15 protein-coding genes, 2 tRNA genes and 1 pseudogene are annotated in these 16,394 nt (G+C 47.9%); 7 read left to right on the top strand and 11 right to left on the bottom strand.

All coding sequences use genetic code 11. The features are described 5' to 3' along the window. Window positions 1–59: 59 nt before the first annotated feature. On the bottom strand, window positions 60–701 hold the full coding sequence (locus JOY44_RS22120; protein ID WP_171571819.1) for an IS630 family transposase: 642 nt from the start codon (window positions 699–701) through the stop codon (window positions 60–62). A gap of 223 nt (window positions 702–924) precedes the next feature. Between JOY44_RS22120 and JOY44_RS22115 the strand changes: the two genes are divergently transcribed. Then, on the top strand, window positions 925–1,476 hold the full coding sequence (locus JOY44_RS22115; RefSeq protein ID WP_171574690.1) for an ISAs1 family transposase: 552 nt from the start codon (window positions 925–927) through the stop codon (window positions 1,474–1,476). Further along, on the top strand, window positions 1,467–2,021 hold the full coding sequence (locus JOY44_RS22110; protein WP_171574301.1) for an ISAs1 family transposase: 555 nt from the start codon (window positions 1,467–1,469) through the stop codon (window positions 2,019–2,021). Before JOY44_RS22115 ends, JOY44_RS22110 begins: the two co-directional genes overlap by 10 nt. Window positions 2,022–2,236: 215 nt before the next feature. Here the strand turns inward: JOY44_RS22110 and JOY44_RS22105 are convergent, their stop codons facing one another. The 3 genes and pseudogenes from JOY44_RS22105 to JOY44_RS22090 form a co-directional block, all read right to left on the bottom strand. Next, window positions 2,237–3,142 (bottom strand): hypothetical protein, encoded by a 906-nt coding sequence (locus JOY44_RS22105; RefSeq protein WP_203032087.1) that lies wholly within the window; start codon window positions 3,140–3,142, stop codon window positions 2,237–2,239. A gap of 152 nt (window positions 3,143–3,294) precedes the next feature. Continuing rightward, window positions 3,295–4,179: a hypothetical protein gene (locus JOY44_RS22100; RefSeq protein ID WP_171575624.1), complete on the bottom strand. Its 885-nt coding sequence runs from the start codon at window positions 4,177–4,179 to the stop codon at window positions 3,295–3,297. 1,415 nt (window positions 4,180–5,594) lie between these two features. Next, window positions 5,595–5,831 (bottom strand): annotated as a pseudogene (locus JOY44_RS22090) (IS1 family transposase); the annotation flags it as partial. Here JOY44_RS22090 and JOY44_RS22085 point away from each other — a divergent pair. Beyond that, window positions 5,831–6,070, top strand: a complete 240-nt coding sequence (locus JOY44_RS22085) for a hypothetical protein (protein ID WP_197985667.1) — start codon at window positions 5,831–5,833, stop codon at window positions 6,068–6,070. The pseudogene JOY44_RS22090 and the gene JOY44_RS22085 sit on opposite strands and share 1 nt — an antisense overlap. Before the next feature lie 26 nt (window positions 6,071–6,096). Next, a complete protein-coding gene (locus tag JOY44_RS32945) occupies window positions 6,097–6,345 on the top strand; it encodes an N-formylglutamate amidohydrolase (protein WP_245404959.1) in 249 nt (82 codons plus the stop codon). A 196-nt stretch (window positions 6,346–6,541) separates the two neighbouring features. Here JOY44_RS32945 and JOY44_RS22075 read toward each other — a convergent pair whose 3' ends face one another. The 4 genes from JOY44_RS22075 to JOY44_RS22060 all read right to left on the bottom strand — a co-directional run bounded on the left by JOY44_RS22075 (window position 6,542) and on the right by JOY44_RS22060 (window position 9,813). After that, window positions 6,542–8,146, bottom strand: a complete 1,605-nt coding sequence (locus tag JOY44_RS22075) for a TROVE domain-containing protein (RefSeq protein ID WP_171576198.1) — start codon at window positions 8,144–8,146, stop codon at window positions 6,542–6,544. A 35-nt stretch (window positions 8,147–8,181) separates the two neighbouring features. Next, window positions 8,182–8,304, bottom strand: a tRNA-OTHER gene (locus JOY44_RS22070). Between the two features lie 5 nt (window positions 8,305–8,309). Next, window positions 8,310–8,437, bottom strand: a tRNA-OTHER gene (locus JOY44_RS22065). Window positions 8,438–8,631: 194 nt separating this feature from the next. After that, window positions 8,632–9,813, bottom strand: coding sequence for an RtcB family protein (locus JOY44_RS22060; RefSeq protein ID WP_171576197.1), 1,182 nt, complete (start codon window positions 9,811–9,813; stop codon window positions 8,632–8,634). 234 nt (window positions 9,814–10,047) lie between these two features. Here JOY44_RS22060 and JOY44_RS22055 point away from each other — a divergent pair, with 234 nt between their 5' ends. Both JOY44_RS22055 and JOY44_RS22050 read left to right on the top strand, forming a co-directional pair. Then, entirely contained in the window at window positions 10,048–12,918 is a 2,871-nt protein-coding gene (locus JOY44_RS22055) for an NACHT domain-containing protein (protein ID WP_171575622.1), read from the top strand. After that, window positions 12,908–13,057, top strand: a complete 150-nt coding sequence (locus tag JOY44_RS22050) for a hypothetical protein (protein ID WP_171575621.1) — start codon at window positions 12,908–12,910, stop codon at window positions 13,055–13,057. The genes JOY44_RS22055 and JOY44_RS22050 overlap by 11 nt, the downstream gene beginning before the upstream one ends. Before the next feature lie 2 nt (window positions 13,058–13,059). Here JOY44_RS22050 and JOY44_RS22045 read toward each other — a convergent pair whose 3' ends face one another. Continuing rightward, window positions 13,060–13,665, bottom strand: coding sequence for a DUF4037 domain-containing protein (locus JOY44_RS22045; protein ID WP_197985664.1), 606 nt, complete (start codon window positions 13,663–13,665; stop codon window positions 13,060–13,062). Window positions 13,666–13,840: 175 nt separating this feature from the next. On the opposite strand from JOY44_RS22045, the gene JOY44_RS22040 reads away from it, so the two are divergent. Next, window positions 13,841–14,724 (top strand): IS630 family transposase gene (locus tag JOY44_RS22040; protein WP_197985024.1). Its coding sequence is split into 2 segments (ribosomal slippage): window positions 13,841–14,167 and window positions 14,170–14,724, totalling 882 coding nucleotides; the frame shifts between segments, so codons are not numbered across the junction. 196 nt (window positions 14,725–14,920) lie between these two features. Here JOY44_RS22040 and JOY44_RS22035 read toward each other — a convergent pair. Beyond that, a complete protein-coding gene (locus tag JOY44_RS22035; protein WP_197985663.1) occupies window positions 14,921–15,070 on the bottom strand; it encodes a nucleotidyltransferase domain-containing protein in 150 nt (49 codons plus the stop codon). After that, complete coding sequence (locus tag JOY44_RS22030; protein WP_171575620.1) at window positions 15,067–16,317, bottom strand: saccharopine dehydrogenase family protein; 1,251 nt, start codon at window positions 16,315–16,317, stop codon at window positions 15,067–15,069. Before JOY44_RS22030 ends, JOY44_RS22035 begins: the two co-directional genes overlap by 4 nt. Window positions 16,318–16,394: the final 77 nt, after the last annotated feature.

Genomic DNA, 16,394 nt, shown 5'->3' with positions numbered 1-16,394 from the left:
CATTGATCTTTGAATAGAAAATCAAAGTAAATCTCTCAATCTTACGGCGGATTGCAGTGTTAAGAGGGACAGTAACAGCAGTGTGCAAACCAGTTGTGCAAATGTTGAGGATCTATCAAATCCATCGCTGTGGCAATGAGGGTATCTACCCTTTTCGAGGTTGTCGGCGAGAACTGTCTTAGGAAAGCCTTTAACTGTGACCACCAATGCTCAATCGGATTAAATTCGGGAGAGTAAGGAGACAGATACAGAACCTTCGCTCCAACCGCCTCAATTAAAGGTGCAATGGCTTTTACCTTGTGAGCAGGCAGGTTATCCATGACCACGACAGCCCCTTTCCACAGTTGAGGCACAAGACACTTTGAGACGTACACCTCAAAGACAACCGCGTCCATCGACTGATCTATCGTCATCACAGCCAGCACCTTTGAGACGGTAATCGCGCCCATGACACTCACCTTCTTGCCCCGATAAAAAGGTTTGAAGTCATACGCTCGTTCCCCAGGTGCAGCACGGGCATGGGTTCGCATGAGTCCCAGTAGAACACCCATCTCATCGAGAAACACTAAATCTTTGAGTTCTATACTCGTCACCTGTGCCCAGTACTCCTGTCTCAGGAGTTGGACTCGTTCGCTGGTGGCTTGGCTGGAGCGGAGCGTTTTTTTTTGCGCGGTAAATTGAGTCTCTGAAAGGTTCGGCACATAGTACTTTGGCTAACCCATAGCCCAGTCTCATCAAAGAGTAGCTCACAATATTCCGCTAAGGTCGCATCGCGCTGGTTCTCGAAGATCGCCACTAACTGGTCTTTGTGCTCCATCACAGGACTCACCGAACCACCCTGCTTATGTAGGGCTGATTCATTCTAGGGGAAGAAAATTCAAGCTAACAGAGGCAGCAATTAATTCGCGTCCCTCCCATCCGACCATGACCTTGATAGAAGCTCTGCAAACGATTCCAGACCATCGTCGCGGTGCTGGACAGCGCTATCCCCTGTGGGTGTTTCTGCTGTTAATCATTCTGGGCACGATGAGTGGCTACCGAGGGTATCGGGGTTTATCGCGCTTCATGCTCCGCCACCAGGAGCATCTGGCAGAGCGCTTAGGCTTGCGCCGAGCGCAGTTACCGAGTTATTCCACCATTCGACGCTTGTTGATGGAGATTGACTTTAATGCAGTCGCAACCGCCTTTAACCAATGGGCGCAGAGTGCCGGATTGGTTAAAGCTGGAAACAACTGTGCAGTGGATGGCAAAAGCTTAAAGAACACGCTCACCGACACTGACACGGCACAGCAAAACTTTGTCAATGTCGTGTCAGTGTTTCAGTTAGAACAGGGACTGGTGGTGGGACAAGCCGTCTTTGAAAATCAGCATCAGAGCGAGATTAAGGCGGTCTATGAACTGCTGGAACATTTGCAGTTATCTGGGGTAACGGTGAGTTTGGACGCATTGCACACTCAAAAAAACCCGTGGAATTAATTCACAGCCAAGGAAATGATTACGTGATTAGTGTGAAAGCGAATCAGAAAACGCTTTATCAGCAATTACAAGACCTGGCTCAGAGGGATACGGTGTTCAGTATTCATCTTGATGCCGAACAGACGCGGGACCGTCAAACGACCCGAATTGCTGCGGTTTTTCCCTTGCCAGATAGTCTGAAGCACCTTTGGAGCGGTGCTCAACAAGGAGTGGAGGTGATCCGCCTGGGCAAGCGCCAGGGAGAACCGTACTATGAGCGTCGATACTACATCACCAGTTGGTCGCAGCAGGCAGATGCCTTGCAAGCCCGCATTCGGTCGCATTGGGGGATTGAGAATCCGCTGCATTGGGTCAAAGATGTCGTGCTCGGCGAAGACCAAAGCTCGATTGCAGCGAAACCTGCTGCTACCTTGATGGCGTTCATTCGCAATCTAGTAATTACCTTATTTCGTCGAGCAGGGCATCACTCGATTACGGCTGCCATCGACCGCTTCAGCAATGACTTGAATCAGTTATTGCCCATGCTGGACTTTCCCTCTGGCTAGAATGAATCAACCCTACATGATGAAAGGGGAACGACGTGACCTTCTGTGCGCTTCTGAATCATCCATCTCTCGACGCAACTCTTGCTGCCCGCTTTGCTGTCAGCAACTTTTCGGATCGAGCTATCACCCTTCTCCATAGCACTTACAATCTTCTCTCGAAAGTCTATGGAATACGGCTTCATTTTTGACCCAACGTTGTAATCCTTCATTGTCCTCTATCTGACTGCAATCCGCTGTAAACGTTCTTCCGGTGGAAGCTGCTCCAACAACATTTGGATCTGAGAAATAGTATCACTTCCATCATTAAAAGGTTTCCACCACCCTGTTGCCTTGACTGTCTTCTCCTGTGGATGCATTTCATTGTAGGTTTTATCTCCTTCAGCAGGGGAGTTGCCAATTACTTTATGAAACGCTTCCCGTTTTGACGGATCGCCATGCCGCCGCTCATGAGTGATACCAATATTGCGATAAAAGTGTGGATTGGTATGTTTAGGGTCTAATCCTTTGAACAAGGGATGTTCCAACTCAATTAACGCAGAGGTTGCATTGTAGACCGCAGAAACAACTAAATCTCTGAAATTTTCTCTAGATAATGGGTGACACTTAGAAGCTTTGCCAGTTGTCCCTCCAAAAATTAGAAAGACATATTCTTTTTGGAGAACCGATGGTGCATTATGCCAGGAGTTCACCACTGCTTGTAGACTTTGTAACTTCCTCTGTGCCTTTTTAATATCAATCTCCCCCAGAGAATTTTGTTTAGTCTGGATCTCTAAAGACAAATCCTTGATTTGCTTTTCCGTTTCCCCTCTGTCATACCCAAGAAAATTTATCCACGTGTCCAATGTTTTCACTGCTTGGCGTGCAAAACTAATGAAGTTAGCTCTCCAGTGATCAAGCCAATGATTCAAATCATTGATTACCTCTGACGGTAATAGATCGACTAGACGAAAATCTCGGTCATCACCAGTTTTATTGTCCTCTGGTCCTAAAATAATTCGATAGCCATCCTCTCTGAAGAGTGTTCTTCCAAGCTCAAGTTCACGGATCTCTCTCTGCCTGAGTAGACAGTACGTTAAAATAGCAATGATTAAATATCGCTGCCACGATCGCATTACTGCCATATCTGATCTGCGACAATGATTGTTTGCGTAGGGTGCACAACATTTTCGCAGAAAGCGGACTACCTCTACACACTGTTCAAAGGTCATTTCCTTATCCTGTTTCTTAATCCTTGCTGACGGCTTGCTGTCGTCATATTTATGAGATAGCCCCATCATGTAAAGGCGTATCTCTCAATCAAATCAATATCCCGGTACATGGAGCGTTTAGACTCGCTAGCGTACTTCCACTTCGCAATACTTAGTGGAGCCTTTAAAATCATCATGCCCCATCCATAACCGTTGCCACGTGTATTAATTCCCCACGAGACAAACTCTTTCAGTAACAGGAGGTTTTCTGTTGGAGACTCTTTTCCATCAGTAAGCATTAACTCTATATCTAACTCCTCTAGTTGCCACTCTTCAAATTTGTGAAGCCAGCCTAGAAAGAATAGGATAGAGCGACGAATATTATCCTCAAAAGAGATCGTACGCATGGGTTTATTCTGCCGAGATATCACCTCCTTAGCAGTGCAAAATTCGCGCAAATCTTCAATCTGTTGAATTAACTTTGAAGTTAGTTGATCTTCTCTTAAACTGTAGGGATTCGCTTTATGACTTCGGTACCCTTTTCTGGCCTGCCCTAAGGTAACTTTTGGAACTACCTTAGGTGCATAGTTACAATGACGAACATTCTCAAATAGGGTGTGCCAATCTTGATTCTGCATCCATTTGATAAAGTTTGTGATCGTAGGATTGTAGGTAGTTCTAACAACCTCTTTTCCGATAGTATTATTGCTAATTGCCTCTTTTGAAAGTTGGCCAAATATTGCAATAGGATCTGCTTCAATAAATGAAGATATAGGAATTTTGCTCAAGCAACACTCAAGGTTTTTACCACTCAGGTCAGATTCGTTAAAAGTATAGCCAGGAAGGCTAGTCAGCAAGTATTTTCTAAAGATTGTTCTTAAATTACTAACTAACTTTTTTCCTGATTTTGTCTCTTTAGTTTTCAAATACAATGTGAAGACATCGAGAAGATTAGAAGGAGTTTCAATCATAAAAATTTAATTTCAGTGTTCTTGATACAGTATAGAACAAGTGTTCTAAGGTTTCCTTTCAGCTTCAGAGCGTAAGTTTTAAGAAAGTTTTGACTTTCTGAAATACCTCTAGACTAGTTGCTGGCAAATCGTTCCAAGGCATTGTTAGCATTGTTCTGTATGAAGTGTATGAAGACTGTTCCTACGCTTTTTATTTTCAAGATAATGCTCACTTAAACAACTTAGAGCCAGTGAATTTCCGTAAGAAATCATCGATTTTGAGTGATGATTCTCTACCAAAGTTTTCTCGCTTAATCAAAGACTTTCCAAAAACAATTTGGAATCAGTTGGTAATTAACTTAAAAAGTTCCGAACTTTTACTGCCTTAATTTTGAGGGAGAAAACAGATTTTTGTGAAGGAGCCATTGATGCTCCTTCACAAAATTGCTGTTTCATTAAAAATAAGTTTAATTCAGTTTTCAGGGAATCTATAAACTTCGGAATTTTCTGAAAAAAGCTATATCAAGTCGGGAGTGCGGCAGGTTTTGGGATCGATTAGTCCATTTAGATAGGCACAGCGTACGCAAACACCCAAAAAATATTGATAACACTCCATTTCTATCTACCATTTGTTATTACACCTCTTGCCGGGTGAGTGAAGCCCTCAAGCTGAAGCGGTCAGACGTTATTGGCGATCTCATTGTGTTTAGGGCACGCACCACTAAGACAATAGAATCCCCGCAAACTTGAGGGATACTTCTTGATAAGTTACCTTTTGAAAGAGCTGTAAACGCTTCTATCGCTACGGGTAGATTCCCTGCCCTTTGGGGCGCACGTGGTACAGCCGTCCGAATGGGCGCTGTCGAGCGGAGTCGAGCCGCAAAGCGTGTGAAGCGTAGCGAAGTAATCCACCGTCCGCTTGCGGTGGTGACGTTCATTGCGTAGCCATACAAAAAATTACGTAAGGCTATATCCCTCTGTTTGGTGTTCCCGTAGCGATCACAAAAACAATGCTTAAGACGGTGTCGAGAGTTCGTGCGGGAGTAAAGACAGGGTCGACTTTTTCTCAAGGTTGCCTTGGCTTGACTCAATCCATCCCGCCTTTTTCCTGTATTGAAGCTACGTGTAGACTACCCCCTGTATACGCCGTTCAGGATCTTTGTGTCAAATACGTTAGAGACTGATTAGTACATGGGGTTTGAGTAGCACCTCAGCCAGATTGCGTGTAGCACATTCGCCAACAGCGTCGGATGATACTCAAACCCCAGAAGCTGCCATTAGGTTCAAACCAAAGAAAAATTTGCTCTCCGATGATACTTTCAGTTCCTATTTTTGCGACAGAACCGTAAACGAACGTTCACTTAATCCTCGGTAAGATTTGCATCTATGACTCATCCAACGTCTGCCTGGTAATGTTCTAGACCTGTGGATCGATACTAAATAGGTAAGCCAAATTTATAATGATTGATGAATAGTCCGATGACCACATCATGCAACCAGCTTGACTTGGAAAAGCAAATGGTTTTGCGAGCCAGTCGCTTGATTCTTGTGCGTAAGGTCAGATGTTTGCGCTCAATGGTTTGAGTATTGGCTTTACCAACGGTATAAGACACGGGTTCAAGATGCTGTTCATAGGCTCCCCAACCGTCTGTGTAAAACTGGGTGATACCAAATGCCTTATTTAGGAATTACCGTCTTGCAAGCCTTTTGTAGCGGTGTTTATAGCCGTTACGTGGTTGACCTCAATCGATCGCTCCAGGAACCGTTCTTGGGTAACTTTTGGCAATCGGTTGTTGCTGAAAAGACTGCGTTCAACACAGCGATTATCGAACTCCGCCTTCAAGAGAAGAGGTTGAGCAGCGAGTTGAGCAATACTATCGTCCCCATCACCAATAGCTTCAAGCTTTGCTAAACAAGCAAATTGAGCAATTTGGCAAGGTGTATTTGCTGGATTTACACAGTTTCCTTGGATTAATCGAGGATGAAATCTGTTTGGGTAACGGAAATAGTACAAATAGTACAACTTGTTCTGAACACCTCATTTCCGTTATTGAATCTGCCTTTTGCTCAGAAAGTTATCAGGTTGTTCGCAATAAAGTGTTTAGTGGTGGGTATATCACGCGTACTACAGCCGAATGCCATAGGTTGAAGCATTACAAATTGAAGTCCGCTACCCGGTTGACCTGAACGCGAAGCAACTGGATTGCTCTTCCGTCCCAGACTAGCAGGTGCCAGAATTCGATAATGCGAAGCACAAGTTTGAGCCAATTTTCGAGCAGATTACCAAGACTTTAGTAGCTGCTTTGCTTTGCTGTTTCTTATAATTCTGAACCACAAATTGGGAGTACTTTCGGTGGAAAGGATACTCCCAACTTTAAGCAAATCAAAGCTCTCCTGCTGCAATCATCTGGATCAACCGAGGTGTTCCCGGATCGAATCCAGCAATATCCCACGACATTGAATCCTGTGGGTCAACCAGCGAGATATTTTGGGGAGCCAGGGTTACGTAAACGGCTTTTGCCTGAGGATTCACTTTACGGCGATACTCCGCCAATGCCTGGCTGGGGTGCTTTCGCCCTGCCCAACTTTCACAGTCCGTCCAGAAGCAGAACACATCTGCTTTGAACTTGTGCTTGATTGCCCAGTCATACGCCACTGACGCATCCGTTCCCCCAAAGTTCTGGTTGCTGGCTTTGGCGATCGCATCGCTAAACGAATCCCGTGCTGTAATCTTCAGGTCACGGAAATCGGTTGCAAATCCTCGAATGACATAGTGCGGTTCGGCTTTTGCCGTTGCTAGTGCCATTGTGGTTGCGATTTCACAGCAGGTCAGCCCAATCGAACTCACGCTGTAATAAGACATGGAACCGGAAACATCAATCGCGTGCAGAAACACCTTGCCCGTTGGCTGCATCACATCAAAGGAGAGTTCCAGAGCTTGCTCCAGAATATCCACGATGCGGGGAACAGGTTGCCAGGTTTTCTGGCTGCGTCCCAACTGCCCACCAGATTGATAGGTCTTGAGGGCTTTCAAGACATCGATCGGGTGGATGCGTCCTTTCCGCAGATGCTCCGCACTGTTGAGTACTTTCGCAACCCGCTTCAGGTTGTCACGGTTATCAGCCGTCAACACACCCAGTTGAGTTAACGATCCCAGATTTAGCAGCATTGCACCGATCGGCATATCCTTGAACAGCAGTTGCCAGGCTCGCTTGTCCATCTTGCCTACGGGAGCTGCCATTTCATGGGTCAATCGACCTTTCGCGATCGCCTCATGAGTTCTGTCAGGATCGCGCTTCAGCCACTCATACCACCAGATCTGAGCTAGAGCATCCGAAGGGATTTCCTTTGGTAGGTTTTCCCAGCCTTGAAGCACCCACTGAAATAGCTGGTTGTGGTCTTCTGTTAGCGGTTTAACGTGGAATAGTCGCAGGGCATCCCGGTGAGAGAATCCCTGACGCTGCTGGTACTTCAGCAGTTGATATGCCAGCCCTTTCACATCCGGATTCGATAACCAGGACTTACCCGCTTCGCGAACAATCTTGCCAAAACCACGCATTGCTTTGGTGTAGCTCAGCCACTCATAGAAATGGCTTCCCGTTCGCACTACTTTGGGAAAGATGGACTGAAAAGCTTGCTTTGCTTGGATTGTCTCACCCATCGACAGCAGTACTAACGCCAATAATGGCGCACTGTTATTGATTGCCCGTCCATCGCTGGCATAGAGAATTTCTGAGGCAACCCGATCGGAGTTGAGAGCGATCGCCTGCTTCAATACTTCGACAAATTCACCCGTCAACTCCTGCTTGCCTGCGTAGTAAGCCCCTTGAGCCGTTCCAATCAGCAGACAGCGACGCAGCACATTCCAGATGTCAGCTTTGAACATCCAGCCACCGGAACGTCCCTCAATCATGTCTGCTTCCCGTCCGGGAATCGGTTGGCTTTGCGGGGTTTGCGTTTTGTTCTGGACGAAAAACTTATAAGTCATCACAACCTCCAGCCCGTTAGGGCAATGTATGGAAATTGGCAGGGTGGGAGTTGCACCCACATCACCCGCTTAGAAGGCGATAACCCTCATTCGTCGTCCCTTTCGGGCAAGGTGTGAACAAGGATGTTTTAGGCGTTCTACTGTTAAACTACCTGCCAGTGTTTGGTGTAGCGGCGCGGGGGTTGCACCCGCATCTCCGGCGATTAAGGGGAAGGTCGTCTAAAGCGATAACCCTCAATCTGCGTCCCTTTCGGGCAATCGTTGGTGCTCTACTATTGAGCTAGCCGCCACATGATTGAACGTTAGGGTAGGAGGTGAGGAGCGTTATCTCGCCTCCCTTCCCTTTGATGAATCCAGAATAGGCGGTTCATCTTCCCTCAGGCGAATTGAGCATGAAAGGCTAAAGAGCTTGTGATTATTGAAGTTCAGAAGCTAGGGGAGGTTCAAGACCTGGGGGATTCCCCTAGCTTTGTTGCCATCCATCCCTAACCTTTCACACAAACAAGTTGCTTCAGGGTTGCCACCACCTCTACCAGGTCAGACTGGTTTGCCATTACCTGGTCGATCGGCTTGTAGGCTCCAGGGATTTCATCGAGCACGCCTTCATCCTTACGGCACTCAACTCCTTGAGTTTGCTGGATCAGGTCTTCCAACGTGAAGTTGAGCTTCGCCTTGTTGCGGGACATCAACCGTCCAGCCCCATGAGAGCAAGAGCAGTAGCTTGCTGCATTACCCTTTCCCTTCACGATGTAAGACTTAGCTCCCATCGAGCCAGGAATGATGCCGTAGTCATCTGCCTGTGCCCGGACTGCACCCTTACGAGTCACGTACACCTCTTCGCCGAAATGCACTTCCCGCTCGGCATAGTTGTGGTGGCAGTTGACTTGCAACTGGGGGGTGAAGGGTTGACCGTTTGCCAGATGCTTTTCTAGCACTCGCTTCGATCGCGCCATCATCACCTCGCGGTTCACACGGGCATAGTTCTGTGCCCACTGCAAATCACGCCAGTACGCGTCAAACTCTGGAGTTCTCTGAACAAAATGTGCTAGGTCGGGATCAGGCAATTTTTCGCCTGACAGCTTTGCCAAATTCTTTGCCGTCTCGATATGGCGCTGTGCCAGCACGTTGCCAATATGACGGGAACCTGAATGCAGCATCAACCAAACCTGATTTTGCTCATCCACGCAGACTTCAATGAAGTGGTTGCCGCCTCCCAGCGATCCCATTTGCTTCAGAGCCTTGGCTTCCAGGTGTTGTACTCCAGCGTGCAGATGGTTAAAGTCTTGCCAGCCCTGCCAGTTCAATACTTGTGCGTCTGCTTCGTCATTTTGGTTGAAGCCAACGGGAATCAGAGCTTCAATGTCGTGCCGAATCTGTTGCAATTTGCCTTCTAGCTGGTCAGCTACAAAAGGCGTTTTGATGGCGCACATGCCGCACCCAATATCCACTCCCACTGCCGCAGGAACAATCGCCGCCTTCGTCGCCACAACCGAACCCACTAAAGCACCTTTCCCTAAATGGACATCGGGCATCAGGGCAACGTGCTTGAAGACAAAGGGCAGGGATGCTACATTCTTCGCCATTTTGGTCTCGTCTTGACCCAGTTGATGGTTTGCCCAGGAGAGAACAGGCTTGGAAGTGGAGAGATCTAACTTTTCGTAAGGCATGGTTTCGTGTCCTTCTTTTCCGTTTGTTTGATGTCTTAAGAATAGGAAGGACAACTTCCCCTAAGCGAATCGACACAAAAGTGGCTGAAAGGCTTGCTCCACAGCAGCTTTGAAGTTAGGGGAATAACTGAACCGAAGGAATTCCCCTGGCTTCTGGGGGAAAATGTGAGTTAGAACCGTGAGGCATTGTTAATTTGTCTCGAAATCCCTCTTACAGCATCGATTCCTTTACCCATGGCACGACCCAGTTACGGACCTGAAGCGAAAAAGCGATCGCTCCACCTGTTCACAACCCTGCTCGACTACGCGAACGACGAGTTGGACTGCGATGAGGTGGTACTGGATGCGCTGCGATCGCAAATTCAGACTCACTGGCAAACCGAGCAACGGTTAGTGGTGCGAACAAAAGTTCGATTCTTAGAAGCTCTGACTAAACTGGCGGAGTCGCCTCTGAATGGCGAACAGATCAAGGAGGCGTTACGACGATTTGAGGATTGTCTGGAGATCCTGGACGACAATCGCCCCAACAAGGGCGGATCGGAGGTGTGGCACTTCACCCTCAACTTATGGCACAAGCGGAGCGATCGTCCAGCAAATCTGCGTCAATTCGAGCAAGAGTGGGAAAACCGCCGTCCCCAGAAATCTAAGCAGGTGACAGGTGAGGAACCCATAGAGTCAAAAGATTCGGGAGTGGATGGGCAGGATTTCTGGTGGCAACTTTGCCGTGACAGTCTGGAAACACAGCAATATGAGCGGTTGACGATCAATCCATTGACTGTCACTGATGGCATGACCTTCAACCTGCATGAACTCTATCTTCCACTGGGCTTGATAGAACGCAAACAGCGGCATCGCGAAGCAAATCGTTCATCGGTCGGTTCACCCGTTGAGGAAGGAGACGAGCCAGAAGACACCCTGACCTTAGAGGAATTTTTTGACTATCTGCGATCGCCCGAAAAGCAACGAGTGGCGATCGTGGGTGAACCGGGTGCAGGCAAAACGACTCTACTTCAAAAGATCGCCTTCTGGCTTCTGGAGCAGGGAGAATTACCCATCTGGATTTCGCTTGCAGATTTGCAGGGAGCGACATTTGAAAACTATCTCTTACAGGACTGGCTGAAGCAGGCAACCCAGAAGATTAGTGTTCCATTAGAGCTTCAGGAAGCGTTTGCCCAACAGTTTAAGCAGGGGCGGGTTTGGCTGTTACTGGATGCGATTGATGAGATGGCGATGGATGGGGCAACTGCTTTGACCAGTCTTGCCCGTCAACTGCGAGGATGGCTTACCCATGCCCATATTGTGCTGACCTGCCGCTCGAATGTTTGGGACAGTGGCAAAAATGCCTTTGATGGGTTTATGGTCTACTGCAATCGCAGCTTCAGTTATGGAAGTGGCATTGCCGGGGATCAGGTAGGGCAGTTCATCGATCGCTGGTTTCAGAATAATCCGGAGTTAGGCGATCGCCTACGACAGGAATTGAGCACCCCACAGCGAAAGCGGATCAGGGATGCAATCAAAAATCCACTCCGGTTAGCCTTGCTTTGCCATTCCTGGTCACTGGCTCAAGGAGCCTTACCCCAGACCAAATCCCTGCTCTATCGGCAGTTTGTCGAAACAATTTATGAGTGGAAGCAGGATTGCTTTCCCACAACGATCGCCCAACGACAAGAATTAAATGAGGCATTAGGGCAGGTTGCACTGCGGGCACTCCTGCAAAGGGAAATGCGCTTTCGGTTGTCCCACTCCTTTACTCAAGCAGCGTTTGCCAAGAGATTGGACTTGATGCCCCTGGCATTGCAGCTGGGTTGGCTCAATCAAGTGGGAGTTTCAGCGACCACAGGTGAGAAGATTTATGCCTTTTACCACCCCACCTTCCAGGAGTATTTTGCAGCACAGGCAATTTCAGATTGGCAGTTCTTCTTTGAGCCGGCTCACGATTTTCCAGTCTTTCATGCTTCCTGGCGAGAGGTGATTCTACTCTGGTTAGGGAGAACGGATGTTGCTGTTGCCAAGAAAGAAGCATTCATCGCAGGGCTTATGAGCTTTGACGATCACTGTGGTGGTTTTTATTCCCATCGAGCTTACTGTTTGGCGGCGGCAGGGTTAGCGGAGTTTCCTCAATCCATTCACGCCCAGCCAATCCTGTCTCAACTTCTCCAATGGCGATTTGGGGCATTCCCTGCTCCCCTCTGTGAAGGAGCCAGAATCGCGTTGCTGCAAACCGATCGCCAACGTGCAATTGCGGCTCTAGAGGAGTTTGTCCAGATTGCAGAAAATCCCTTTGCTTGTTGGCAGGCTGCTTACACCCTCGGTAAAACCCTTGACCTGGGTAATTCAATTGCGATCGCTGCCCTGATTGGACTGATTGACACGCTACAAAGTAAAGCTCTGAAATTGCAGGTGGTTGAAAGCTTGGGCAGAATCGAGCCAGGTCATCCGCTTGTGGGTACTTCTCTAGAGAAGATTCTAGAATCGACCCAGGAGGACAATATTCGCCGGAGAGCCGCTTATAGTCTGGGAAAAATCAATCCCGATAATTTGAAAGCAATCGCCACCCTAGAACAAATCATTCACTCAACTGGAAATGCCACATTGCGACTTCGAACCGCAGAGAACTTAATCACGCTTGATCCACAAAACGGTGTTGCAAGTGCTGTACTCCAATCAATTAAAAAAAGAGTCGAAAAAACAAGTCGAAAACATCAAAGCAAAGCAACCAATCAGCAGGATCTAAAACAACTCATCAATACATTAGAACAACGATTATTAACAGCAAAAGACTGGGCAAACCAACGGCGAATTGCCTATCGGCTGGCAACACTTCAACCTGGACATCCTGGAGCGATCGACTGCTTATTGCAGCTTCTGTTAAATGAAGAAACTCCAATCCATCATAAACGAGTTATTGAAGACTTAAAAGAAATCATGTTGGAAAACCAATTCAGCTATATTGTCTCTCAACTAAGTGTGCTGTTTGCAGACATAGATCTTTCTATTTCCAATCGATCTACAGCACAACTGCATGAGTGCTACAAATTATTGTCGTACTGCGCTCAACAGATGTCTTACACCGGTTTCTCTAATGTTTGGTGCAATGAAGCTTGAGGATATAACGACTACTCAATCTGTTCTGGCAGATGAAATTGAATCAGGTTTCAGGATAGTCATTCAGCTACTAATCGGCGATCGCTGTGAGATGTTGTTATCTTGCTGCGATCGCTCCGTAGTAACCGTGTTGAATTAGCTTCAAATTTCCAACCGCCGATCGCCGTACCACTGGCTTAATTTCCGCTCAATTTCATCCAGGATAGCGATCGCCTCGCTGATCGATTCTGCATCAGCCGCCAACAAAGCAAACACTGACTCAACCTGTTGTTGATAGTCTGCTGGACGAAGGGCAAAGCCGTTCGCGATCGCGACTGCGCCCTTCTCATTCAGCAGGTACGCCTCATTCAGCGCGAAGAGTACCTGATTCATACAAGCCACACTGCGAAAACAGCAGCCCGCTGCATAGGCAACATCACCCCGTGCAACTGCTTTCTGAGCAACCACTAGCGAAAAACTGATTTCCCAGGCGAATTTGTTAACGGTTGCTTGCTTAAGCTTTGCCGGATAAGGCGTTGTCTTAGTCTTCAGCGCGGCTAAAACGCCATTTGGATCGTGAAGTGGCAGACCAAAAGCAACTTCACCTATATAGATCGAGGACACAAAGCCGTGGGGGTGTCCAGGCTGGTAGTCGATCGTAATTTGTCCACTGTGACAGTCATCAATGACCTGATTCACCTGCTCCATATCACGATAGAGAAAATCGACTGAAATGCCCTCCACCTTGAGCCATCCCCCACCATTCATCCACTTTCCCCACTCACCAATTGGGGTGATCAGGTTCGTGCGATGCTTGTCGTCCAGTTCGGAGGCGAGGTGATTCAGAGCAAGGAGATCCGGTGGGTTCTCTGGCTAGTAATATAGCGCTACAAATCAGTGCTAGGACATATCATAGGGATGAGAGTGCATAGAGAAATTGCCCATGCCAGGACCCTACAGCGATGACCTTCGCCAAAAAGCGATCGCGGCAGTTGAGCGCGGAGAAGGCAAAAGTCATGTGAGTCAGATGTTCAACATCAGTCGTAACACCCTCGACCTGTGGCTGAAGCGAAAAGAGCAAACAGGAGAGTGCCGAGCGATTACTCACTATCAGCAGGGATGCAGACATAAAATCACAGATTGGCAACGGTTTCGTGAGTTTGTCCGAGAGCATGGCGGCAAGAGCCAAGGGGAAATGGCGAAGTTGTGGGGAGACGGGGTGAGTCAGCAAAACATCAGTGATGCGTTAGGTAAACTTGGATTAAGTCGAAAAAAAAGACCTACGGCTATCAAGAACGCGATGACCTCAAGCGTCAAGAGTTTGAGGAACGCTTGAAGACAAAACCAACGGCTCAGGTGGTGTACGTTGATGAAGCAGGCATTGATAACCGAGAGGACTATGCCTACGGCTACTGCAAGGTTGGGCAACGCTTCCACGCGCTCAAATCGGGTAAACGAACTGAGCGCGTCAGTTGGATTGCCGCACTCTGTCAAGGAAAGCTGATTGCTCCACTAACCTTTGAAGGTTCGTGCAACCGAGACTTATTCGAAATCTGGTTAGAGCAATGTCTGTTACCTCAATTGCAACCCGGTGATGTCATTGTGATTGACAATGCCAGTTTTCATCGCTCTCAATACATCACTGAACTGGTGGCTGAAGCAGGATGTGAGATCTGGTATCTGCCGACCTATTCTCCTGACTTGAACAAGATTGAGCGTTGGTGGTTTGTGCTCAAAAACTGGATGCGGCAACGGTGGGATGAATTTGACAACTTTCGGGATTGTGTCGATGCCGCGTTCAAGAACTGTCCTAACGTACTTTCGTAGTGCTATAACCCTCATATGTCACTCTAGTTAAAGTAAAATCTAGGAAAAATGCTGAAAGTCTTTCACTGACTGCTGTCTGGCATATGCACTTCATTGTCAAATGTTTTGAAATATCGGAAATAAGCTGCATATGCTAAGCCTCAAGCCGTGTAGAAGCTTCAGCATTTTTGACTAAATTTGCTTTCCCGAAAGTGATTCAAGAGGGATAAAGGCCCAGGTCTACATCTGACTTGAGTGTATGGTTGCCCCTTGCCCTCGAACCCCCCAAAGCGATCGCGGCAATCCCCCCAACTGACCGCAAGCGATCGACCCCATGATGAATAAACTGGGGCAATTGCTCATTCATAACGACGAGTTCACCTCTATCGTCATCCCAGCCCGACGTAATCGTTCTGCCAGGATATCCCCCAACGCAGTTGCTGGCGTAAGAATGCCTCCCCGTGTTTTACCACCGGGCAACTCATCCATTTGCAGAGCCAAACTCAAGGCAGCTTCACACACAAACTTGACCGTTGCCCGGTTGCCCGGATCGCCCTGATCTCGAATGAGTCCTTGTACCTTACGCCCGTCTACCGCAGTCCCTAACAGTTCACAGGTGAACCATCCCTCATTCATCGTTTGCTCAGAAGGTCCCTCACCGGGCTTAGGTAGGATGGGCTGTAGCAGCGATCTCGTCTGTGATTGTTGTAGACCCCCCATGAACAGTGCCAAGCTCGCTGTTACTCCTGTTGCCTTCAGCCATGCCAATGGCTCATCAAACTTGAGATACTCCTGATAGGTGAAGTCAGATCCATAGGGTTCCTGCCATTCTTCATGCAATGCAGAACTGCGGCGGACGATGCGAGTATTGACAGGTCCCATGAAAAAGGGCGCAACCCAGGTGTTGAGGTCGCAATCAAAGGATGGTATTTGCGGGTCACGATCGCGTTCGGCTTTCCCGTCTCGCAGAGAATCGTTCTGAGCTTGAATCTGAGATGTGGACGGATTCAGCAAGAAAGGTTCATTCATCTGCGCGACCCCTGCTGAATTGTAGAGATTGAGAGCAGAGGCTAGGGTGCCGCCGTTAAAACCACCGGACATCTGAAAATAGGCATTCACTTGCTGGCAAGGCATCCCCCATTCTCGTTGTAGATGACGGATAACCAAGTAGGTGCCGAGATCTGACGGAACAGAATCAAAGCCACAACAGGGAATAATGCGAGTGCCATCTGCTGCTGCCTGAGCATGATAGCGATCAATCAGCATTCTGACCCAAGGTGTTTCTCCAGTGATGTCTACATAATGCGTCTTGAAGCGAACACAGGCATCCACTAAGGCATTGCCATAGAGAGCAAAGGGTCCGGCAGTAGTCAGTAGCACTCGTGTTTGAGAGACGATCGCGTCGATCGCCGCTTGATCCTGGCTATCGGCAACCAGCACATCCATGGTTACATCAACTTCGTCCCGAACGGCTTCTAACTTTTGACGGTTTCGTCCCGCGATCGCCCACCGCACTGATTTAGGGGAGACATGATTGGCAAAATACTGCACCGTCTGCTTGCCAACGAAACCACTGGCACCGTAAAGGACGACATCATAAGAACGCTCAGACATGGCAGAAGCACTCCTAGCAACAAATTACACTGGCAACTCTAACTGAATTTCCGCAAGCCTTATACTGTGAAGCAGAG

It is taken from the genome of Leptolyngbya sp. Cla-17 (assembly GCF_016807185.1).
GTDB lineage: Bacteria > Cyanobacteriota > Cyanobacteriia > Leptolyngbyales > Leptolyngbyaceae > ULC077BIN1.
This window is presented reverse-complemented; position numbering and strand designations above follow the sequence as displayed.

Bases quoted from the DNA above. Each gene is read 5' to 3' on its own strand.
- JOY44_RS22085 (WP_197985667.1), top strand. From the start codon at position 5,831: ATGCCTTATTTAGGAATTACCGTCTTGCAAGCCTTTTGTAGCGGTGTT.
- JOY44_RS22075 (WP_171576198.1), bottom strand. From the start codon at position 8,146: ATGACTTATAAGTTTTTCGTCCAGAACAAAACGCAAACCCCGCAAAGC.
- JOY44_RS22045 (WP_197985664.1), bottom strand. From the start codon at position 13,665: ATGAATGGTGGGGGATGGCTCAAGGTGGAGGGCATTTCAGTCGATTTT.
- JOY44_RS22100 (WP_171575624.1), bottom strand. From the start codon at position 4,179: ATGATTGAAACTCCTTCTAATCTTCTCGATGTCTTCACATTGTATTTG.
- JOY44_RS22050 (WP_171575621.1), top strand. From the start codon at position 12,908: ATGAAGCTTGAGGATATAACGACTACTCAATCTGTTCTGGCAGATGAA.
- JOY44_RS22035 (WP_197985663.1), bottom strand. From the start codon at position 15,070: ATGAATGAGCAATTGCCCCAGTTTATTCATCATGGGGTCGATCGCTTG.
- JOY44_RS22105 (WP_203032087.1), bottom strand. From the start codon at position 3,142: ATGGCAGTAATGCGATCGTGGCAGCGATATTTAATCATTGCTATTTTA.
- JOY44_RS22055 (WP_171575622.1), top strand. From the start codon at position 10,048: ATGGCACGACCCAGTTACGGACCTGAAGCGAAAAAGCGATCGCTCCAC.
- JOY44_RS22115 (WP_171574690.1), top strand. From the start codon at position 925: ATGACCTTGATAGAAGCTCTGCAAACGATTCCAGACCATCGTCGCGGT.
- JOY44_RS22060 (WP_171576197.1), bottom strand. From the start codon at position 9,813: ATGCCTTACGAAAAGTTAGATCTCTCCACTTCCAAGCCTGTTCTCTCC.
- JOY44_RS22030 (WP_171575620.1), bottom strand. From the start codon at position 16,317: ATGTCTGAGCGTTCTTATGATGTCGTCCTTTACGGTGCCAGTGGTTTC.